This window comes from Amycolatopsis sp. NBC_01488 (assembly GCF_036227105.1).
GTDB lineage: Bacteria > Actinomycetota > Actinomycetes > Mycobacteriales > Pseudonocardiaceae > Amycolatopsis.
Genome location: NZ_CP109434.1, coordinates 1,047,619 through 1,068,379, shown reverse-complemented (window position 1 = coordinate 1,068,379; position 20,761 = coordinate 1,047,619). Strand labels below are relative to the sequence as shown.

General features: G+C 73.1%; 19 protein-coding genes. 11 read left to right on the top strand and 8 right to left on the bottom strand.

Going from position 1 to position 20,761, the window contains the following annotated elements:
* Nucleotides 1-10: 10 nt before the first annotated feature.
* The 5 genes from hutH to hutI are packed head-to-tail and all read left to right on the top strand — an operon-like array spanning nucleotide 11 to nucleotide 6,798.
* Nucleotides 11-1,537, top strand: a complete 1,527-nt coding sequence (hutH, locus tag OG738_RS04890) for a histidine ammonia-lyase (RefSeq protein WP_329051574.1) — start codon at nucleotides 11-13, stop codon at nucleotides 1,535-1,537.
* Between the two features lie 2 nt (nucleotides 1,538-1,539).
* A complete protein-coding gene (gene hutU / locus OG738_RS04885; RefSeq protein WP_329051573.1) occupies nucleotides 1,540-3,192 on the top strand; it encodes a urocanate hydratase in 1,653 nt (550 codons plus the stop codon).
* Nucleotides 3,189-4,385 carry an allantoate amidohydrolase gene (locus OG738_RS04880; RefSeq protein ID WP_329051571.1) on the top strand — a complete coding sequence of 399 codons (1,197 nt, stop codon included), beginning with the start codon at nucleotides 3,189-3,191 and terminating at the stop codon, nucleotides 4,383-4,385. The genes hutU and OG738_RS04880 overlap by 4 nt, the downstream gene beginning before the upstream one ends.
* Complete coding sequence (locus tag OG738_RS04875) at nucleotides 4,382-5,665, top strand: formimidoylglutamate deiminase (protein WP_329051569.1); 1,284 nt, start codon at nucleotides 4,382-4,384, stop codon at nucleotides 5,663-5,665. Before OG738_RS04880 ends, OG738_RS04875 begins: the two co-directional genes overlap by 4 nt.
* Nucleotides 5,653-6,798 (top strand): imidazolonepropionase, encoded by a 1,146-nt coding sequence (hutI, locus tag OG738_RS04870; protein ID WP_329051568.1) that lies wholly within the window; start codon nucleotides 5,653-5,655, stop codon nucleotides 6,796-6,798. The genes OG738_RS04875 and hutI overlap by 13 nt, the downstream gene beginning before the upstream one ends.
* 2 nt (nucleotides 6,799-6,800) lie before the next feature.
* Here the strand turns inward: hutI and OG738_RS04865 are convergent, their stop codons facing one another.
* The gene (locus tag OG738_RS04865; protein WP_329051566.1) at nucleotides 6,801-7,667 is read right to left on the bottom strand and encodes a lipase; all 867 of its coding nucleotides are present in this window, start codon (nucleotides 7,665-7,667) and stop codon (nucleotides 6,801-6,803) included.
* A 183-nt stretch (nucleotides 7,668-7,850) separates the two neighbouring features.
* On the opposite strand from OG738_RS04865, the gene OG738_RS04860 reads away from it, so the two are divergent.
* On the top strand, nucleotides 7,851-8,651 hold the full coding sequence (locus OG738_RS04860; protein WP_329051564.1) for a poly(ethylene terephthalate) hydrolase family protein: 801 nt from the start codon (nucleotides 7,851-7,853) through the stop codon (nucleotides 8,649-8,651).
* Here the strand turns inward: OG738_RS04860 and OG738_RS04855 are convergent.
* Nucleotides 8,622-10,031, bottom strand: a complete 1,410-nt coding sequence (locus tag OG738_RS04855; RefSeq protein ID WP_329051562.1) for an acyltransferase — start codon at nucleotides 10,029-10,031, stop codon at nucleotides 8,622-8,624. The two genes, OG738_RS04860 and OG738_RS04855, sit on opposite strands and share 30 nt — an antisense overlap.
* Before the next feature lie 201 nt (nucleotides 10,032-10,232).
* Here OG738_RS04855 and OG738_RS04850 point away from each other — a divergent pair, with 201 nt between their 5' ends.
* Both OG738_RS04850 and OG738_RS04845 read left to right on the top strand, forming a co-directional pair.
* A complete protein-coding gene (locus OG738_RS04850; RefSeq protein WP_329051560.1) occupies nucleotides 10,233-11,357 on the top strand; it encodes an inorganic phosphate transporter in 1,125 nt (374 codons plus the stop codon).
* An 8-nt stretch (nucleotides 11,358-11,365) separates the two neighbouring features.
* Nucleotides 11,366-11,587 carry a hypothetical protein gene (locus OG738_RS04845; RefSeq protein WP_329051558.1) on the top strand — a complete coding sequence of 74 codons (222 nt, stop codon included), beginning with the start codon at nucleotides 11,366-11,368 and terminating at the stop codon, nucleotides 11,585-11,587.
* Here the strand turns inward: OG738_RS04845 and OG738_RS04840 are convergent.
* Complete coding sequence (locus OG738_RS04840; protein ID WP_329051556.1) at nucleotides 11,569-12,318, bottom strand: hypothetical protein; 750 nt, start codon at nucleotides 12,316-12,318, stop codon at nucleotides 11,569-11,571. The genes OG738_RS04845 and OG738_RS04840 overlap by 19 nt on opposite strands.
* Nucleotides 12,315-12,524, bottom strand: coding sequence for a hypothetical protein (locus tag OG738_RS04835; RefSeq protein WP_086863938.1), 210 nt, complete (start codon nucleotides 12,522-12,524; stop codon nucleotides 12,315-12,317). The genes OG738_RS04840 and OG738_RS04835 overlap by 4 nt, the downstream gene beginning before the upstream one ends.
* Nucleotides 12,525-12,550: 26 nt before the next feature.
* Between OG738_RS04835 and OG738_RS04830 the strand changes: the two genes are divergently transcribed.
* From OG738_RS04830 to OG738_RS04820, 3 genes are read left to right on the top strand one after another with little or no spacing between them, the layout of a single operon-like run.
* Nucleotides 12,551-13,258 carry a dienelactone hydrolase family protein gene (locus tag OG738_RS04830; RefSeq protein ID WP_329051552.1) on the top strand — a complete coding sequence of 236 codons (708 nt, stop codon included), beginning with the start codon at nucleotides 12,551-12,553 and terminating at the stop codon, nucleotides 13,256-13,258.
* Nucleotides 13,259-13,304: 46 nt separating this feature from the next.
* On the top strand, nucleotides 13,305-14,852 hold the full coding sequence (locus OG738_RS04825; protein WP_329051551.1) for a sensor histidine kinase: 1,548 nt from the start codon (nucleotides 13,305-13,307) through the stop codon (nucleotides 14,850-14,852).
* Nucleotides 14,849-15,523, top strand: a complete 675-nt coding sequence (locus OG738_RS04820) for a response regulator transcription factor (RefSeq protein WP_329051549.1) — start codon at nucleotides 14,849-14,851, stop codon at nucleotides 15,521-15,523. The genes OG738_RS04825 and OG738_RS04820 overlap by 4 nt, the downstream gene beginning before the upstream one ends.
* A 192-nt stretch (nucleotides 15,524-15,715) precedes the next feature.
* On the opposite strand, the gene OG738_RS04815 is transcribed toward OG738_RS04820, so the two are convergent.
* The 4 genes from OG738_RS04815 to OG738_RS04800 all read right to left on the bottom strand — a co-directional run bounded on the left by OG738_RS04815 (nucleotide 15,716) and on the right by OG738_RS04800 (nucleotide 20,712).
* Nucleotides 15,716-16,498, bottom strand: coding sequence for an ABC transporter permease (locus OG738_RS04815; RefSeq protein ID WP_329051547.1), 783 nt, complete (start codon nucleotides 16,496-16,498; stop codon nucleotides 15,716-15,718).
* Complete coding sequence (locus tag OG738_RS04810) at nucleotides 16,495-17,409, bottom strand: ATP-binding cassette domain-containing protein (protein ID WP_329051546.1); 915 nt, start codon at nucleotides 17,407-17,409, stop codon at nucleotides 16,495-16,497. Before OG738_RS04810 ends, OG738_RS04815 begins: the two co-directional genes overlap by 4 nt.
* A 94-nt stretch (nucleotides 17,410-17,503) precedes the next feature.
* Nucleotides 17,504-19,885 carry an ATP-dependent helicase HrpB gene (hrpB, locus tag OG738_RS04805; protein WP_329051545.1) on the bottom strand — a complete coding sequence of 794 codons (2,382 nt, stop codon included), beginning with the start codon at nucleotides 19,883-19,885 and terminating at the stop codon, nucleotides 17,504-17,506.
* On the bottom strand, nucleotides 19,882-20,712 hold the full coding sequence (locus tag OG738_RS04800) for a glutamate ABC transporter substrate-binding protein (protein WP_329051544.1): 831 nt from the start codon (nucleotides 20,710-20,712) through the stop codon (nucleotides 19,882-19,884). The genes hrpB and OG738_RS04800 overlap by 4 nt, the downstream gene beginning before the upstream one ends.
* Between the last annotated feature and the right edge of the window lie 49 nt (nucleotides 20,713-20,761).

Genomic DNA, 20,761 nt, shown 5'->3' with positions numbered 1-20,761 from the left:
CAATGGGCCCATGCCGGAAAAAGTGCTCCTGGGCTCGGAACCCCTGACCGCCGCCCAGGTCGTCGACGTCGTCCGCGGCCACGCGCCCGTCGTGCTCACGGACGCCGCCGAGAAGAACCTCGCCGCGACCCGCCGGCACATCGAGGAGCTCGCCCACGCGGTCACGCCCACCTACGGCGTCTCGACCGGCTTCGGCGCGCTCGCCACCCGCCACATCCCCGTCGAGAGCCGGACCGCGTTGCAGCGCAGCCTGATCCGCTCGCACGCCGCCGGGGCCGGGCCCGCCGTCGAGACCGAGGTCGTGCGCGGGCTGATGCTGCTGCGGCTGCGGACGCTGGCCAGCGGCTACACGGGGGTCCGCCCGGGCACCGCGCAAGCGCTTGCGGCCCTGCTCAACGCCGGCATCACGCCGATCGTCCACGAGTACGGCTCGCTCGGGTGCAGTGGCGACCTCGCGCCGCTGGCCGCCGTCGCGCTCGCGTTGATGGGCGAAGGCGACGTGGTCCACAACGGCGTCACGAAACCGGCGGGAGAAGCGCTGAAGGAAGCGGGGATCGAACCCGTCGTCCTCGCCGAAAAGGAGGGCCTCGCGCTCACCAACGGCACCGACGGCATGCTCGGCATGCTCCTGCTCGCCGCCGCCGACCTGCACCGGCTCTTCGACATCGCCGACCTGACGGCCGCGATGAGCGTCGAGGCGCTGCTCGGCACCGACCGCGCCTTCGCCGCCGACCTGCAGGCGCTGCGCCCGCACCCCGGGCAGGCGACGTCCGCGGCGAGGATGTGGCAAGCGCTGCAGGGCTCGAAGATCGTCGAGAGCCACCGCGGTCCGGACTGCAACCGCGTCCAGGACGCCTACTCGCTGCGCTGCGCCCCGCAGGTCCACGGCGCGGCGCGCGACAGCCTCGCGCACGCCGAACTCGTCGGCGAACGCGAGCTGATGTCCGCTGTGGACAATCCGGTCGTCCTCGCCGACGGCCGCGTCGAGTCCAACGGCAACTTCCACGGCGCGCCGGTCGCGTACGTGCTGGACTTCCTGGCCATCCCGGTCGCCGACGTCGCCAGCATCGCCGAGCGCCGCACCGACCGGATGCTCGACAAGGCCCGCTCGCACGGCCTGCCGCCGTTCCTCGCGCACGACCCGGGTGTCGACTCCGGCCACATGATCGCGCAGTACACGCAGGCCGCGATCGTCAGCGAGCTCAAGCGGCTCGCCGTGCCCGCGTCCGTCGACTCCATCCCGAGCAGCGCCATGCAGGAGGACCACGTCTCCATGGGCTGGTCGGCCGCGCGCAAGCTGCGCAAGGCCGTCGACGGCCTGACCACCGTCCTGGCCATCGAGCTGCTGACAGCCGCCCGGGCGCTCGACTTCCGGGCGCCGCTCGAACCGTCGCCGGTCACCGGCGCGGTTCGCGACCTGCTTCGCACGAAGGTCGCGGGCCCTGGCCCCGACCGGCACCTGGCGCCGGAGATCGCGGCCGCCGAAGAACTCGTCCGCTCCGGCGCCGTCCTCGACGCCGCCCGTCTGGAGGTCTGAGAATGTCCCGCGTAGTCCGCGCCGCCCGTGGCACCCAGCTCACTGCCAAGTCGTGGCAGACCGAAGCCGCGCTGCGCATGTTCCACAACAACCTCGACCCCGAGGTCGCCGAGCGCCCCGAGGACCTGGTCGTCTACGGCGGCACCGGCAAGGCCGCCCGCAACTGGGCCAGCTTCGACGCGATCACCCGCGAACTGACCACTTTGGACGTCGACGAGACGCTGCTCGTGCAGTCCGGCAAGCCGGTCGGCGTGTTCCGCACGCACGAGTGGGCGCCGCGCGTGCTCATCGCCAACTCGAACCTGGTCGGCGACTGGGCGACCTGGCCCGAGTTCCGCCGGCTCGAGCAGCAGGGCCTCACGATGTACGGCCAGATGACCGCGGGGTCGTGGATCTACATCGGCACCCAGGGCATCCTCCAGGGCACGTACGAGACGTTCGCCGCGGTCGCGAAGAAGAAGTTCGGCGGGTCGCTGAAAGGCACGCTCACCGTGACCGCCGGACTCGGCGGCATGGGCGGCGCCCAGCCGCTCGCCGTGACCATGAACGACGGCGTCGCGCTGGTCATCGAGTGCGACCCGCAGCGCGCGCACCGCCGCGTCGAGACGCGCTACCTGGACGAAGTCGCCGACGACCTCGACGACGCCATCGCCCGGGTCACCAAGGCGAAGCAGGAGAAGCGGCCGCTGTCGGTCGCCGTCGTCGGCAACGCCGCCGAGGTGCTGCCGGAGCTGCTGCGCCGCGACGTAGAGGTCGACATCGTCACCGACCAGACGTCCGCGCACGACCCGCTGTCGTACCTGCCCAAGGGCGTCGGCGTCGAGGATTGGCACGACTACGCGGCCAAGAAGCCCGACGAGTTCACCGACCGCTCGCGCGAGTCGATGGCCGACCACGTCGACGCCATGCTCGGCTTCCTCGACAAGGGCGCCGAGGTCTTCGACTACGGCAACTCCCTGCGCGGCGAGGCCAAGCTCGGCGGCTGCGAGCGCGCGTTCGACTTCCCGGGCTTCGTGCCCGCCTACATCCGGCCGCTGTTCTGCGAGGGCAACGGCCCGTTCCGCTGGGCCGCGCTCTCCGGCGACCCCGAGGACATCGCCGCCACCGACCGCGCGATGCTCGAACTGTTCCCGGAGAACGAATCCCTCGCACGCTGGATCCGGCTCGCCGGTGAACGCGTGGCGTTCCAAGGGCTGCCGGCGCGGATCTGCTGGCTCGGCTACGGCGAGCGGCACCTGGCCGGCCTGCGGTTCAACGAGATGGTGGCCAGCGGTGAGCTGAAGGCGCCGGTCGTCATCGGCCGCGACCACCTCGACTCGGGCAGCGTCGCCTCGCCGTACCGCGAGACCGAGGGCATGGCCGACGGCTCCGACGCGATCGCCGACTGGCCGCTGCTGAATGCGCTGGTCAACACGTCGTCCGGGGCAAGCTGGGTGTCGATCCACCACGGCGGCGGCGTCGGCATGGGCCGGTCCATCCACGCCGGGCAGGTCAGTGTCGCCGACGGGACGCCGCTGGCCGCGCAGAAGCTGGAGCGCGTGCTCACCAACGACCCCGGCATGGGCGTCATCCGCCACGTCGACGCCGGGTACGACCGCGCGAACGACGTCGCCGACGAGCGCGGCGTGCGGGTGCCGATGCGGGAGGGTGCGTGAGCGCATCCGGGTTCCTCGACGAGATCGGTGACGTCGGGCGCGATCCTAAGCGCGGCGGTTATTCGCGGCACTCGTTCGACGCACCCGAGCAGGACCTGCGCGCGTGGTTCGGCGAGCGCGCGCTGGGCCTCGGGCTCGACGTCGACACCGACCACAACGGCAACATGTGGGCTTGGTGGGGACCGCCGGGACCGGACGCCGTCGTCACCGGCAGCCACCTCGACTCGGTGCCCGGCGGTGGCGCCTTCGACGGCCCGCTCGGCGTCGTCAGCGCGCTGGCCGCGGTGGAAAGCCTGCGGGGAAAGGGTTTCCGGCCCGGGAAGCCGTTCGCCGTCGTCGTGTTCGCCGAGGAGGAGGGCGGCCGGTTCGGCGTCCCGTGCCTCGGCTCGCGGCTGCTCACCGGCACGATCGACGCCGACAAGGCGCGCGGGCTGCGCGACGCCGACGGCGTGACGTTCGCCGAGGCGGCCGCGAAGTCCGGCTTCGACCCCTCGCTGATCGGGCCGGATCCGGAACGGCTGGGGCTGATCGGGAAGTTCCTCGAGCTGCACGTCGAACAGGGCCGCGGGCTCATCGACCTCGGCTCGCCGGTCGCCGTCGGCAGCACGGTGATCGCCCACGGACGGTGGCGGTTTTCCTTCGCGGGGCAGGGAAACCACGCCGGGGCCACGCTCATGGCGGACCGCGCCGACCCGATGCTGCCTGCCGCCGCGACGGTCACCGCCGTCCGGCGGCTGGCTCGCGCGGTGCCGGACGCGCGCGCGACCGTCGGGCGCCTGGTACCGACGCCGGGTGGCACGAACGTCATTGCGTCCACTGTGGACCTCTGGCTGGACGCGCGGGTGCCGGGCACGGTGACTCCCGCGCTGGTCGAGGACATCACGCAGGCCGCCGAAGCGGCGGCGAAGGAAGAAGGCTGCCGGGTGAGCGTGACCCGGGAGTCCTATTCGGACGATGTCGTGTTCGACGACGTCCTCCGCCGCGACCTCGCTGGCCGGCTCGGCGAGCCGCCGGAGCTGCCGACCGGCGCCGGGCACGACGCGGCGATCCTCGCCGGGTTCGTCCCCGCCGGGATGCTGTATGTCCGGAACCCGACCGGCATCAGCCACTCGCCGGAGGAGTTCGCCGAGGCCGCTGACGTCGAAGCCGGCGCGAAGGCACTCACCGACGTCCTGGAGCGGCTGGCGCGATGACGTTCTGGTGCGAACAGGCGTGGCTGCCCGGCGGGATCGCGTCCGGGGTGCGGATCGACGTCGCGGACGGCCGGATCACGGGCGTGACCACCGGGGCGCCACGGACCGGCGTGGTCCTGACCGGGCTGACGTTGCCGGGCTTCGCGAACGGGCACTCGCACGCCTTCCACCGGGCCCTGCGCGGCCGGACGCACCACGAGCGCGGCACGTTCTGGACCTGGCGCGAGCGGATGTACTCGCTGGCCGCGCGGCTCGACCCGGACACGTACTACCGGCTGGCGCGCGGGGTCTACGCCGAGATGGTCCTGGGCGGGTACACGAGCGTCGGCGAGTTCCACTACCTGCACCACGCACCCGGCGGGCAGCCCTACGCGGACCCGAACGCGATGGGGGAGGCGCTGCGGCAGGCCGCCGCGGACGCCGGGATCCGGCTGACCCTGCTGGACACGTGCTACCTCGCGGGTGGCATCGGCGTCGAACCGGACGAGGTCCAGCGGCGCTTCTCCGACGGCTCGGCGTCGGCTTGGGCTTCGCGGGTGGCCGACCTGAAGGAAGGCGAGCTGTTCCGGGTCGGCGCTGCGATCCACTCGGTGCGGGCGGTTCCGGCGGACCAGCTGTCCCTTGTGGACAGTGCGCGCGTGGTGCACGTCCACCTGTCCGAGCAGCGCGCCGAGAACGAGCAGTGCCTGAACGCGTACGGCGCCACCCCGACCGAGCTGCTGCACGACCGCGGGGTGCTGACCGATCGGCTCGTCGCCGTGCACGCCACGCACTTGACGGCGTCGGACATCGACCGGCTGAGCGTCGCGCGCGCGTGCTTCTGCCCGACCACCGAACGCGATCTCGGCGACGGCATCGGGCCGGCCCGCGCGCTGCGTGACGCCGGTACCCGGTTGAGCATCGGCAGCGACAGCAACGCCGTCGTCGACGCCTTCGAGGAGACCCGCGCGCTGGAGCTGGACGACCGGCTGGCCAGCGAGGAACGCGGCCGGTTCAGCGCCGAGGAACTGCTCGAAGCCGGGACAGACCACGCTGCCGTCGGCTGGCCCGAGGTCGGTGCGTTGTCCGAAGGCCAGGGCGCGGACTTCGTCACCGTGGGCCTGGACTCGGTCCGGACGGCCGGGATCGAGCCGTCCGGGGTCGTGTTCGCGGCCTCCGGCGCCGATGTCCGGCACGTCGTCGTGGCGGGCCGGGTGGTCGTGCGGGAAGGTGAACACCAGCTGATCGAGCGACCGGAAACCGTGTTGGCGAAGGAGATCGAGGCACTGTGGCAGTCCTGATCACAGGGATCGGCGAGCTGACGACGAACGACCCGTCGCTGGGCCGCCGTTCCGACGCGGCCCTGGTCGTCGAGGGTGCGGAAGTCGCCTGGGTCGGCACGGCGAGCGAGGCGCCGGACGCCGACGAGCGCGTCGACGTCGGCGGCCGCGCGGTGCTGCCCGGCTGGGTCGACAGCCACACGCACCTCGTCTTCGCCGGCGACCGCACCGCCGAGTTCGAGGCGCGGATGGCCGGGAAGCCCTACACGGCAGGGGGAATCGCGACCACGGTCGGCGCGACGCGGGAGGCGTCCGACGAGCAGCTGGCCGCGAACCTGCGCCGTCACGTCGACGAAGCGGCCCGGCAGGGGACGACGTGCCTGGAGACCAAGACGGGCTATGGCCTCACGGTCGCCGACGAGGCTCGCAGTGCCCGGATCGCCGGGCAGGTCGCCGACGAGGTCACGTTCCTCGGCGCGCACCTGGTGCCGCCGGGTGCCGACGCGGAGTCCTATGTGGACCTCGTGTGCGGCGAGATGCTCGACGCCGTCGCGGGAAGCGTGCGCTGGGCGGACGTCTTCTGCGAGACCGGCGCGTTCGACGAGGCCCAGTCGTCGCGGGTCCTGAGGGCCGCCGCCGGGCGCGGGCTCGGGCTGCGCGTGCACGGCAACCAGCTCGGCGAAGGCCCCGGCGTCCGGCTGGCGGTGGAACTCGGCGCGGCGAGCGTCGACCACTGCACCTACTTGAGCGACGCCGACGTCGAAGCCCTGGCGGCTTCGGAGACCGTCGCGACTTTGCTGCCCGCGTGCGATTTGTCGACCCGGCAAGCGCTGGCCCCCGCGCGACGGCTGCTCGACGCGGGCGCGACGGTCGCGCTGGCCAGCAACGCCAACCCGGGCAGCTCGTACACGACGTCGATGGCGTTCTGCGTCGCGACGGCGGTGCTGCAGATGCGCATGACGATCCAGGAGGCCGTCTGGTCGGCGACGGCGGGCGGCGCGAAGGCGTTGCGCCGCGAGGACGTCGGCTACCTGCGACCCGGCTCGCGCGCGGACATCCACGTCCTCGACGCGCCTTCGGTGACGCACCTGGCGTACCGGCCGGGCGTGCCGCTCACGAACATGGTGTGGCGCGCCGGCGAGCGCGTGCGCTGACGTCACAACGGCAGGGTGAACGGCGTGCACGCCGGCGAGTAGCTCGCGTCGAGGGCGTGCAGGATCAGGGCGGTGACGTTCGGGTCGATCGCCTGGCTCAGGTGGCCCGACGCGTCCGATCCGCAGAAGTCCTGCAGCACGATGTCCGTCGCGCCCGGCTCGTTCATGATCCCGCTCGTGTACGGCGTCACGACCTCGTCGTCCTTGCTGACGATGCTCGTGTACGTCGGCCCGGGGACGTGCACGCCGCCGCGGGCGAGGTCGTCCAGGAACGCCGAGGGCGCCAGGTACTCCGTGCACGCGCCGCACGCCGTGCGGACGACCGCGCCGAGGCCGGGCACCGACGTCAGCAGCGCCTTGGCGAGTGCGTCGAGACCGCCGAGCGTGGTGCCGCGGTAGTTGGCGCCGAAGCCGACGAAGTGCGCGACCTTCGCCGCGCCGCCGTCGAACTTCAGGTAGTACGCGGGCATCGTGCTGCCCTCGGAGTGACCGACGATGTCGACCTTCGCCGCGCCGGTCGCGGTCCGCACCCGGTCGACGAACCGGCCGAGCTGCGCGGCGCTGTCGCGCATCGACGAGAGCCCGCCGACGCCGGGGCCGAGGATGCCCGTGCCGTAGGTCAGCGAGAAGACGCAGTAGCTCTGGGCGGCGATCTTCGGCGCGTGGAAGAACCAGTTGACGGCGTCGTTCGCGCCGAGGCCGTGCACCAGCACGACGGGCTCCGGGTGCTGCGTGCCGGGCCGGCACGACCAGTCGTTCCAGCCGCTGCTCGGGGCCGCTTCCGCGACCGACGGCGCGACCGCGCCGAAGGTGAGCGCCGCGGCGAGCACGGCCAGGATTCGCTTGACGCCGCCGTTGGTGACCCGCATTCCGTTGCCTCCAGTTACCCGTCAGTACGTGATGCAGATCATGATCGGTCACATGCCGCTGGAGGCGACCTGGGAAAACGCTCAGAGATGGTGGTGGTTCTTTGTGCCGGGTCACAGTCAGGTCGTGCGGCTGAGCGACCGATCATGGTCTTGACCGTTCCGACGGCGTGACCGGGAGAAGACATGCGACGGCTGTGGCTCGTAGCGCTCTTGACCGCTCTTTTCGTGGTTCCGCAACCCGCGCAGGCCGCGCCGGTGCACTACGACCAGCCCGGCCCCTTCGCCGTCGTCAGCGAACCTCTCGACGCCACCCACACCGTCTTCCGCCCGGCCGACCTCGGTGGCGGCAAGCACGCGGTGATCGTCTGGGGCAACGGCACCGGCGCGGTCCCCGCCGTCTACGCGGGGCTGCTGCGGCACCTCGCGTCCTACGGGTTCGTCGTCGCGGCCGCCGACACGGTGAACTCCGGGACCGGCGTGGAAATGCTCGACGGCGCCCGCACGCTCGTCGCGGAGAACGCCCGGCCCGGCAGTGCGTACTTCGGCCGGATCGACACCGCGCACATCGGCGCGACCGGGCACTCCCAGGGCGGCGGCGGGGCCATCGCCGCCGGTGCCGACCCGCTCGTCACCACCACCGTCCCGATCGAACCGGGACCGCTCGGGTCCGTCGCGGCGCTGCGCGGCCCGGTGCTCTTCCTCGGCGGCCAGTCCGACGTCGTCGTCCCGCCGGCGCTGCTGGTGATCCCGCGCTACTACGCCGCGTCGCAGGTCCCCGCGGTCTACGGCGAGCTCGCCGGGGCCACCCACTTCACGCCGGCCGGCGACGGCGGCGGCTTCCGCGGCGCGATCACCGCGTGGTTCCGCTACTGGCTGGCCGGGGACGAGCAGGCCCGCGGCGTCTTCTTCGGGCCGGGCTGCACGCTGTGCGCCGACCCGGCGTGGTCGCAGGTGCTACGCAACGCCAAGGCGCTCGAAGTCTGACGACTTCCGGACGCCCGTCACGATCCCGGCCAGCGCGACCAGGCCGCACAGCCAGGCGAACCAGTCGCCGAAGCGGGCGTAGAACGTCTTGCCCGGTCCGATCGGGACGTCGGCGACGACCACCGTGAACGGGCTGCCGCCGGTGTGGGCGTCGGCCAGGACGTGGCCGCGGGCGTCCGCGAGCGTCGGCGTGCCGCGGGCCGCGCTCCACGCGACCGAGAAGCCGTTCTCGACGCCGCGGATCATCGCCGTGCGGCTGTGCTCCCAGCCGTCGACGTCTTCGTCGGACGCCGGGATCAGCACCAGGCCGGTGCCGGCCGCGCCGTACTCGTCGCTGGGGTCGGCGAAGTTGACGTCCATGCACACCATGAGGCCGATCCCGGCGATGCGGGCGGGCTCGGTGCCGGACGCGATGTTCGGCGAAGCCCCGTTGTGCCACTTGCGGTATTCGACCGGAGCGCCGGACGGCGGCACGGCGAGCGCGGCGTTGAAGCGGCCGTCCGGGGTGGTGTCGAGGACGCCGGTGACGACGTCGAGGTCGCGGGTCCGGGCGACGTCCGTGAAGGCGTCGACGAGGCGCGCGCGGCCGGCTTGGTCGACCGCGAAGGCGGCTTCGGGGAGCACGACGGCCTGGACGCCGTCCGGCACCCGCCGGATCTGGTCCACATAGGACTGAACGAGCGCCTGGCCGTCCGGCGTCGCGACGTCGACCGCCCAGCGGTTCTGCCCGGGCGCGACCAGGGCGATCCGCGTGGCCGGCCCGGTCGGCTGCGGAACGCTCCAGAAGACGAGCCCGGCCGCCGCGGCGGCGACGGCGACCAGCCCGGTCAGCCGGGAGACGCCGCGGACTCCGGGCGCGAGCGCGGCGGCGACCGTGGCCGGGACGAACAGCACCAGGAACTCCACGCCCCAGCCGCCGGTGACCGCGGCGAGCCGCAGCACGGACGGGCGGTCGGCCTGGGTCGTCATCAAGGTGCCCATCAGGCCGGTCGGGTTGACCAGCGAAACGCCGTAGAGCACGACCGTCCACAGTGCCGGTGCGGCGAGCGCGGCCAGAAGACCGTGACCGCGGCGGACCAGCAGCCGGAACAGGCCGGTGGAGAGGGCGAACAGCAGCGCGCTGCCGCCGAGGATCCCGAGCGCCGCGGGCCGCGGGACGGCCTGCGAGTGCCAGAAGTAGCTCCAGCTGCCGGTGCTGCCCGCGAGGTGGGCGGCGAACGCGCAGCCGAGCGCGGCGGCGCCGGGGACGCGCGGGGCGAGCAGCAGGATCGGCAGCGGAGCCAACCAGGCCAGCTCGGGCACGGGGTCCAGACCAGTGCCGAAGAAGAACAACACCGCCGACGCCGCCGCCGCGACGACCGCCCACCCGAGCTTGTTCATCGCTGCCCCCTTCCGTCCGGGATCGACGGTCGCAGGCGAAGGTGGCCGGGGCACTGGGCCGGCCCCCCGGGTTCGTGGTGGGGTTGCCCCCACCACGGTTCATCGAGAGTTCAGGGAGCCGTCACACGACAGGGATCGGAGCCTGTCCGGTTGTCAGTAGCGTTGCCAACGAACTGCCCCGGGCTTCGGAAGAGGGCCGCCATGGACTTCTCGCTGATCGTGCTGGTGGTGATCGTCGCGGCCCTCGCCTTCGACTTCACCAACGGCTTCCACGACACCGCCAACGCGATGGCCACCTCCATCGCCACCGGCGCCCTCAAGCCGCGGATCGCGGTCGCCGTGTCCGCCGTGCTGAACCTCGTCGGCGCGTTCCTCTCGGTGGAGGTCGCGAAGACGATCTCGGGCGGGATCGTGGACGACACCAAGGTGACGCCGGTGATCATCTTCGCCGGTCTGGTCGGGGCGATCATCTGGAACCTGGTGACCTGGCTGATCGGGCTGCCGTCGAGCTCGTCGCACGCGCTCTTCGGCGGGCTGATCGGCGCCACCTGGATCGCCGCCGGCTCCGACGCCGTCCACTTCGGGAAGGTCGTCGAAAAGGTCCTGATCCCCGCGCTCGCTTCGCCGATCGTCGCCGGGATCGTCGCGACGCTGGGCACCTTCCTCGTCTACCGGATCACCGCGCGGGCGAAGCAGGACACGGTGGGCCGGACCTTCAAGGCCGGTCAGATCGCCTCGGCGTCGCTGGTGTCGCTCGCGCACGGCACGAACGACGCGCAGAAGACGATGGGGGTCATCACGCTGACGCTGATCGCGTCCGGGTCGCTCGCGCCGGGCTCGAACCCGCCGGTCTGGGTGATCCTGACCGCCGGCACCGCGATCGCGCTCGGCACCTACCTCGGCGGCTGGCGGATCATCCAGACGATGGGCAAGAAGCTCACCGAAATCCAGACGCCGCAGGGCTTCGCGGCCGAGACCAGTGCGGCGGCGGTCATCCTGACCTCGGCGCACCTCGGGTTCGCGCTGTCCACCACGCACGTCTGCTCGGGCGGCATCATCGGCTCCGGCCTCGGCCGCAAGCTCGCCGAGGTCCGCTGGGGCGTCGCGGGCAAGATGGTCGTCGCGTGGGCGCTGACGCTGCCCGCCGCGGCGATCGTCGGCGCGGTCGCCGCCGAGGTGTCGACGCTCGGCACCTGGGGCACCGTCCTGATCGGCCTCGCCGGCGTCGTCGTCGCGGTGGGCATCTACCTCGCGTCGCGGCGGAACCCGGTCAACGCCAACAGCATCAACGAGCCCGCGCCCGGCGTGCAGCCGGCCAACGCCTGAGGAGCGCCGTGCACATCAACTGGGGTTCGCTCGGTCTCGTCTTCGTCGTCGCCCTCGCTTCGGTCGTGGTGCTGACGAGCCTGTTCTCCTTCGCGGTCGTCGGGCTTTCGCAGCGCGAATCGGCCCGCGAATCGGGTGCCTCGGGCACCGGCCCGCTGACCGGCGCGATCATCTGCTTCGCGCTGTGCGCGGCGATCGTCGGCTACGGGATCTACTTGATCGTCGCCTGAGCCCGTTCCCGGAGTCCGTCCGGGAGCCCGCCGAGCAGCGGGACCAGCGTGCCCCGGCGCTCGGCGCTCAGGTGGTTCAGCAGGTCCAGTGCCGGGGTCCAGAGGTCTTCGGCGGCCCCGGCGGCGGTGAGCACGCGGCCGAGCCGGTCGGCCGGGAGCAGGCCGACGACGTGGTCGATGCGGTTCTTGTCGTCGAGCACGAACGCGATCCGCAGCAGGCCGGGGTCGTCGATCTTCTCCAGGGCGCGGCGCACCGTCGGGTCCGGCAGGTGCCCGACGAACCGGCCGAGGGTGATCCAGTCCTCCTTGCGCGTCAGCTCGGCCGCCACCGCGAGGACGGTTTCGAGGGGGATCCGGGAGATGATCGCGCTCGCGCGCCGCGGGTCGAGCTCGGCCGCGACCTCGGCGAGGAACCGCGGGTGCAGCCGCTTGGCGACGTCGACGCCGCGCGCGACGTCGACCACCCCGGCGATCCGGGCGCACAGCAGCGGGCCGAACACCTTCTCGGCGATCTTCGCGAGCACTCCGCCGGGCAGCAGCCGCGCGGCCAGGGCCATCCGCTGCAGCACGCCGATGTTGGCGTCGAACAGCGTGTCGGTGACCTGCTCGCGGAACGCCTGCAGGTCGTCGGCGTCGACGCGGGCGAGGTACGCGAGCCGCGCCGGCTCGACGTCGAGGACGCGCGCGAGCTTCAGGATCTCCGCTTCGGCCGCGTAGTTCTCGGTGGTCACAGGCCCACGGCCTTCCGGACCGCTCCGCGCAGCAACGCGGGGACGTACCGAAGGCCCTCTTCGCCCGCCTCGGCGAGCGCTTTCGCCTGCCGCCTGCGCGCGTCGCGCAGCGCGTCGGCGAGGTCCTGCCGTTCGTGCTCTTCGAGGGCCTCGATGCCTTCGGGGAGGTAGCCGCCCAACTGTTCGGCGAGTGTGCGCTCGGCCATGGTGGATCATCATGCATCATGCGGACATGAGCATCGAGACGTCCACAGTCCGTGTCGGCGACCTTTCCGCCTACCTGGCCCGCCCGGCCGGCGGCTCCGAGCGCGGGATGCTGCTCCTGCCGATGGTCACCGGCATCGGCGAGCAGGTGCGCGCCTGGGCCGACGAGCTGGCCGGCCGCGGGATCACGGCGCTGACCTGGGACGTCTTCCACGGCGCGAGCACCGACAACACCTCCCGCGAGGACCTCGGCGCGAAGCTGGGCGAGCTGCGCGACGAGGCCGCGTTGGCGGAGCAGACGGCGTTGCTCGACCACCTGCTCGGCGACCTCGGCTGCACGTCGGCGGGGGTCATCGGCTGGTGCCTCGGCGGCCGCTTCGCACTCCTGCTCGCCGCCCGTGACCAGCGGCTTTCCGGCGTCGTCGCGTACCACCCGACGGTCCGCGACCCGGCGCCGCCGAACCACGACCTCGACGCGGTCGCGTTGTCGACCGGGATCACCGCGCCGGTGCTGGTCGCCTACCCGGAGGCCGACGCCGTCGTCTCGCACGAGACGTTCGCGCGCCTGCAGGCGGCGTTGCAGTCCCGCCCGCGCGGCGCGACGTTCACCCAGCACTTCCCGGGCGCCGAACACGGCTTCAGCGACTCCTCTCGGCACGGCAGCGCCGTCAACGCCGACGCGTTCGCGCTGTCGTGGCCGCAGACCCTGGCCTTCCTGGACACGCTCAAGGGTTGACTTTCGGCAGTGGTCGGCCGCCGTCACGGGTTGTAGCTTCGGTCCTGTGCGGGAGGTGACGAAGCGCAGGTGGCGGGTGGCGCTCGACGTCGCCCTCGGCCTGTTCCTGGCGTTCATCGTGGCCGCCGGCACGGTCGAGACGCGGTCGTACTGGGAGCTGGCCGGCGGCCTCGCCGTGGTCGCCGGGTCGGTGGCGACGGCCCGGCGGTACCCGGTCGTCTCGCTCGGCGTCGCGCTGGCCGGGGCGCTCGCGGTGCCCTTCCCGTACGGCGACCGCATGCCCGTCTGGGTGGTGTTCGTGCTGGTGGCCATCAGCTACCTGGCCGGGCTGCGGATGCCGCGTGCCCGTCCCGGGATCCTGATCGGGCTCGCCGTCACGGTGCTGGGGCTGCCGCTCGCGCTGGCCGTCGGGGCGGACGGCCTCGGCGACTGGGTCACGATGGTGGCGATCCTCGTCTTCGCCGGGCTCTCGCCGTGGCTGCTCGGCCGGTACGTCCGGGTGCGCGGCGAGCTGGCCCGCACCGGCTGGCAGCGCGCGGAAGAGCTGGAGAGCAGGCAGCGGCTGGTCGCCGAGCAGGCCCGCCTGCGCGAGCGTGCGCGGATCGCCGGCGACATGCACGATTCGCTGGGCCACGAGCTGAGCCTGATCGCGGTCCGAGCCGCCGCCCTGGAGGTCGCGGGCGGGCTCGACGACGTCCAGCGCGACGCGGCCACGCAGCTGCGGACGAGTGCCGCGGCGGCGACCGAGCGGCTGCGCGAGATCATCGGCGTGCTGCGGGAGGACGCGGCGCCGGTCGAGCCGGTGCGGGGTGACCTCGACGAGCTGATCGCGCGGGCCAGGGCGTCCGGCTTGCTCATCGACTCCACAGTGGACAGTTTGGCGGCGCCGCCGATGGTCGCGCGCGCCGCTTACCGCGTGGTGCAGGAAGCCCTGACGAACGTCGCGAAGCACGCGCCGGGCGCCGCGGTGACCGTGCGCGTGGCGAGTACCGGCTCGGAGACTCGCGCGAGCGTCGTGAACGCGCCGCCACCCGCCGGGCCGCTGCCGGGCGCCGCGTCCGGGCAGGTCGGGTTGATCGGCCTGCGCGAGCGCGTCCGGCTCGTCGGCGGGACGCTGCGGACCGGCCCGCGCGACGGCGGGTTCGCCGTCACCGCGACGCTGCCGCACGACGCCGCGCCGGTCGAGGAGACCGAGGAGCCCGTCGAAGACTCGACGTCGGCTCGGGCGCTGGAGCTGGCCCGCCGTGACGTCCGGCGCAGCCTGATCCTGGCGGTCGCCGTGCCGCTCGCGCTGTTCGGGCTGGTCCTCGCGATCGGCGGGATCGCGTTCCTCTACCAGTGGAACACTTCGGAGCTGCCCGGCCCGGCCTACGACCGGATGCGGCTCGGGCAGTCGCGGGCGGAGCTGGCCCTGCCGGAACGCCAGCGTGCCGCGCGTCCGGTACGGGGGGAGCCGCCTTCGGTGCCCGGCGCGGTGTGCGAGTACTACGGCGCCGGGAGATCGTGGCTCGACAACGACTACGCCGCTTACCGGCTGTGCTTCACCGACGGGAAGCTGGTTTCCAAGGACTGGTTCGCCGAGGGGGGATCGTGATCAGGGTCGTGCTGGCCGACGACGAGGCGCTGATGCGGGCGGGGGTGGCGGCGATCCTCGGCGCGGACCCGGGGATCGAGGTCGTCGCCGAGGCCGGGGACGGGCGTTCGGCCGTCGCGCAGGCGCTCGCCACCCGCCCGGACGTCGTCCTGCTGGACATCCGGATGCCCGGGCTGGACGGGCTGGGCGCGGCGGCCGAGATCCGGCGGCTGCTGCCGTCGACCGGGGTCATCATGCTGACCACGTTCGGCGAGGACGAGTACATCGAGCGTGCGCTGGGGCTCGGCGCGGGCGGGTTCCTGCTGAAGTCCGGCGATCCGCGTGAGCTGCTGGCCGGCATCCACGCCGTCGCCGACGGGGCCGCGTTCCTCTCGCCGAAGGTGGCGCAGCGGGTGATCGCGCGGCTGTCCGGCGGCCGGCTGGCCCGGGCCGCGGCGGCGCGGGAGAAGGTCGCGGTGCTGACGCCGCGCGAGCGGGAAGTGCTGACACTGGTGGGAGCCGGACTGTCCAATGCGGACATCGCGGCGAAGATGTTCGTCGTCGAAGGCACGGTGAAGGCCCACGTGAGCACGATCCTGACCCGGCTCGGGGCGAAGAACCGGGTGCAGGCGGCGATCACGGCGTACGAGGCGGGACTGGCCGGGGGAGACGCGGAGGCCGCCACCCCGTGATCTCCTTGCCGACGCGGACGGTCACCCGCGCCGGGAGGACGGGCCGGGAATGCCTTGGTGACCGAGAGGTCCGGTCGGGAGCGCCGAGTGCGGGCCGGCGTCAGGCGTCGCGGCTGCGGAGCCGCCGTGCCCGGCCGGGGGCGCCTCGGTGGCCGAGACGCCCCCGGCCGGGAATGCCCAGGCCGCCCAGCGTCAGGCGTCGCGGCGGCGCACCACCGCCGTGCCCGTCAGCAGCGCCGCGACTGCCCAAGCCGCGCAGATCAGCAGCCCCACCCAAGGTGCGTACGGCGCCGGTGCCATCGTGATCGGGTTCGGCTGCCCGGCCTCGACCATCGCGTTCACCCCCGCGATCCCCGGGAAGTACGGCACCAGGTCCGGCAGCCCGAGCGACGCCACGATCAGCGGTAGCGGCACCAGCACGACGATCACCGTCACCAGCGTCCCGGCCGCGCTGCGCAGGGCCCAGCCGATCCCCGTGCACAGCAGGCCCAGCAGCGCGAAGTACCCGCCCATGCCGGACGCCGTCGTGAAGGCACCTTCGAGCGTCGTCGGGAAGCCGTGGCCGTTCTTCACCGCCGCGGCCAGTGCCATGCCCGCGCAGGGAAGGGCCACCCCGTACGCGATGAGCACCGGCAGGAGCACCGCCGCCTTCGCCAGGACCACGCGGGGGCGGACCGGGGTCCACAGCAGCGTCGACCGGATGCCGCCGCCGGCGTACTCGCTCGTGACGAACAGCGTCGCGAGCGCGATCACCGCGAACTGCGCCAGGTAGAAGCCGCCGCCGAGGGCGATCGTGTTCGCCGACTGCGGGTCTTCGTCGAAGTGCTGGGCGATCCCGGACAGCGTGCTGTAGCCCAGCATCAGGGCCGTTCCCGCGATCAGGCACCACCACGTCGCCCGGACCGACCAGAACTTCGTCCACTCCGCCGCCACCGCGCCCGGCAGGCCGCCGCCGCGCACCTCCACCGAAGTCATGCCGACACCCCGTATTCCACCGAAGAAGCGGTCAGTTCCAGGTACGCCTGCTCGAGCGACGCCGTCCGCTCGGCGAGGCCGTGCACGCGGATCCCCAGTTCGTGCACCAGATCGCCGACGCGGGTGACGTCGAGGCCGTCGACCACCAGCTCGCCCGGCTCACCCGGGTGCGCCGACCCGCCTTCGGCCCGCAATCGCGAGTCGAGCTTCAAGCGGTCGGCCTCGGCCGGGACGCGCACCGAGACCGTCGTGCGGGAGTTGCCCGCGATGAACTCCGCGACCGGCGCGTCGGCCAGCAGCTTGCCCTTGCCGATCACGATCAGGTGGTCGGCGGTCAGCTGCATTTCGCTCATCAGGTGGCTGGACACGAACACCGTCCGCCCCTCGGCGGCCAGCGAGCGCATCAGCTGCCGGACCCAGCGGACGCCGTCCGGGTCGAGGCCGTTGACCGGCTCGTCGAACATCAGGACGCCCGGGTCGCCGAGCAGCGCGCCGGCGATGCCGAGCCGCTGGCCCATGCCGAGCGAGAACTGCCCGGCCCGCTTGCCCGCGACGTCGGAAAGCCCGACGGTGGCCAGGACTTCTTCGACGCGGCTGGTCGCGATCCCGTTGCTGCGCGCCATGGCCGTGAGGTGCTTCCCGGCGCTGCGGCCGGGGTGCAGCGCCTTGGCGTCGAGCAGCGCGCCGACCTCGCGCAGCGGGTGCCGCAGCTCGGCGTAGCGCCGGCCGCCCACGAGCACTTCACCCGCCTGCGGGTGGTCGAGCCCGACGGTCATCCGCATGGTCGTCGACTTCCCGGCGCCGTTGGGGCCGAGGAAGCCGGTCACCTGCCCCGGCGCGACGTCGCAGGTCAGCGCGTCGACGACGGTCTTCTCTCCGTAGCGCTTGGTCAGTCCCCTGAGGGTGATCACGAATTCCTCCCGGTGGTTCGCCTGTACCGGAAGTCTCGGGCTTCGGGGGCAGTGCGGGCATCGGCCGGCGGTCGCGACCGGCCCCCGACTTTCGTCAGGTGCGGCGGCGCGGGTGCCGGGTCGGCACGGCGCCGGCCGGGTCCTCGGGCCAGGGGTGCTTCGGGTAGCGGCCGCGCAGGTCCGCGCGCACCGACGGGTAACCGGTGGTCCAGAAGGACTTCAGGTCACCCGTGATCGCCGCCGGGCGCACCGCGGGGGAGAGCAGGTGCAGGACGACCGGGACGCCGGCGAGGGTGGGCGTTTCGGTCCAGCCGAACGTCTCCTGCAGCTTGACGGCGAGCACCGGCTGGTCGCCGTGGTAGTCGACGCGGATGTGCGAACCGCTCGGGACCTCGAGCCGATCCGGCGCGAGTTCGTCCAGTTTGGCCGCTTCCGGCCACGGCAGGAGGGCTTTCAGCGCGGTGCCCGCGTTGATGGTGGCGAGGTCGGCTTTCCGGCGCGCGCCGGACAGATCGAGCCATCTGTCCACATCGGACAGGAGGGTGACGTCGTCCACCGCGGGCCACGGCTCGCCGAGGACCCGGTGCAGGAAGGCCATCCGCTCGCGCAGCCGGGTCGCGTCCTGGCTCCACTTCAGGAGGCCGAGGCCGTTCTCGCGGAGGCCGGTGACGAGGGCGTCGTGGACGTCCGGGTTCCGCAGGGGTTTCTCGCCGAGGACGATCGCGCCGAGCTTGCGGACGCGGCGGGCGACGACGTCGCCGTCCCAGGTGATCTCGTCCACTTCGGACACCGGGCCGACGCGGGTGGCGAGCTGCTCGTCGGCGGCCGCGGCGAGCCGGATGGTGCCGTGGACGCGGCCGGGGTCCCGGGTCGCTTCGGCGACGGCGAGCCACTCGGCGTCGAGGCCGCTGCCGGGCGGGAGTTCGGCCGCGGTGCCGCCGGCCATGAGGTAGACGGGCGCACCGCCGGGACGCCGCCGCGCGAGCCGTTCGGGGTGCGCGAGCGCGACGACGAACGCGGCATCGGGCTTCCCGTCGCCGGTCACGAGCTTCGAGAGGCGTTGTACCTCGCGCTTCCAGCGGCGTGCGGGTTCGTCGGAGGCGCCGCGCAGCCTCCGCAGCTCCGCGTGCACGTCCGTCAGCGTCGCGCCCGCGTCCAGCAGCGCCACCACCTCGGCCGCGTTCCGCGCGCCGACCTCCGAAGCGCCGTCCAGCAACGCTCGCGCCAGCCGGGGGTGCAGCCCCAGCTCGGCCATCCGCCGCCCGCGCGCGGTGACCTCGCCGTCCGACGTCGCGCCCAAGGCGGCCAGCAACGCGCGCCCCGCCGCCAGCGCGCCCTCGCCCGGCGGGTCCCACCAGGCCAGCCCGCTCCCGTCGGGCGTCGACCAGCACGCCAGCTCCAGCGCCAGCCGCGCCAGCTCGGCCGTCCGGATCTCCGGCTCGGGGTACGCCGGGAGCAAGGACTGTTCGTTCTCGGCCCAGCAGCGGTACGCCCGCCCGGGCCCCTCGCGGCCGGCGCGCCCGGAGCGCTGCGTGGCCACCGCCGCCGAAACGCGCACCGTGGCCAGGCCCGGTAGGCCACGCCGGTGGTCGACCCGCGGCACCCGCGCCAGCCCCGAGTCGACGACCGCCCGCACGCCCGGCACCGTCAGGCTCGACTCCGCCACGGCCGTCGCGAGCACGACCCGCCGCCGGTCGCGCGGCCGCAGCGCGTCGTCCTGGTGGGCCGCCGACAGCCGCCCGTGCAACGGCAGCACGTCCACCGCGGCCGATTCGGACAGAGCCAGCATCCCGGACGTCCGCGCGATCTCGCCCGCGCCGGGCAGGAAGGCGAGCACGTCACCGTCCCCTGAGGACAGTGCCGTTCGCACGGCCCGCGCGACACAGGCCTCGATCCGCTCACCGCGCGCGGGTGGGACGTACGAAAAGGAAACGGGATACGCCGGGGCCGTGGCCGTGATCACCGGGGCGTCGCCCAGGAGCGTGGCGAGCCGCCCGGCGGCCACCGTCGCGGACGTCGCCAGCAGCCGCAGGTCGTCGCGCAGGCCCGCGCGGACGTCGAGCAGCAGCGCCAGCAGCAGGTCCGCGTCGAGGTGGCGCTCGTGGCACTCGTCGAGCAGGACCGTCGACACGCCGGGCAGCTCGGGGTCGCCCTGCACGCGCCGCACCAGCAGCCCCGACGTCACGACCTCGATCCGGGTCCGCGCCGACACCTTCCGGTCGCCGCGCACGGCGTAGCCCACCGTCTCGCCGACCGGCTCGCCCAGGATCCCGGCCATCCGCGCCGCCGCGGCCCGCGCGGCCAGGCGCCGCGGCTCGGCGACCACGACCCGGCCACCGGAAGAAGCCAGCGCCAGCGGCACCAGCGTCGTCTTCCCGGTCCCGGGCGGCGCGACGAGCACCGCGGTGCCGTGCGCGGCCAAGGCCGAAAGAAGCTCGGGCAGGACCGCTCGAACAGGCAGGTCGGGTAGCTTCACTGCTCGGTGACCTCGGGTGGGGCGGGCAGCTGGTAGCCGGACGGCCCGATGTTCGCGTTGAGCGACCGCAGCCATTCGCCGGAGGAGATCATCTTGCGGATCGCGTCGTCGACCGCGTGCACGCCCTGGGTGTCCCCCTTGCGCAGGCCGACGCCGTAGTTCTCCTTCGAGAACGGCTTCCCGACGACCTTCAGCAGCTCGGGGTCACGGGTGACGTAGCCCGCGAGGATCACCCCATCGGTGGTCATCGCGTCGATCTGGCCGGCCAGCAGCGCCGTCACGCAGTCCGGGTACCGCGGGTACTCGACCAGCTGCACGGCCTGCGCGAACTTGTCCTTGACCTGCTGCGCGGGCGTCGAGCCGGTGACCGAGCACAGCCGCCGCCCGTTGAGCGTCTCCGGACCGGTGATGTCCGGTGACGTGCGCCGCACCAGCAGGTCCTGTCCGGTGGTGAAGTACGGCCCGGCGAACGACACGACCTGCTTGCGCTTGTCGGTGATCGAGTAGGTCGCGACCACCAGGTCGACCGCGCCGGAGGTGAGGTCCGTCTCGCGCGTCGCGGACGTCGTCTCGCGCCAGGTGATGTCCTTCGCGGCGACCCCCAGTTCCGATGCGACGAAAGTCGCGACGTCGACGTCGAACCCGACGAACCGGCCGTCGAGGGTGCGCTCCGAAAGCCCGGGCGCGTCGAACCGGATGCCGATGGTCAGGTGATCCGTGGCACTGGCGCGGGTCACCACCGAGTCGGTCGGCGAGACCTTGCCCGGCCCGCACGCGGCCACCGTGACCAGCAGCAACGCCGAGCCGAGGAGCGTGCGCCACCGCATCCAGCCGCTCCCTCCGCCGCTGCCCTGCCCTCACGTGGTTCTCAGGTCC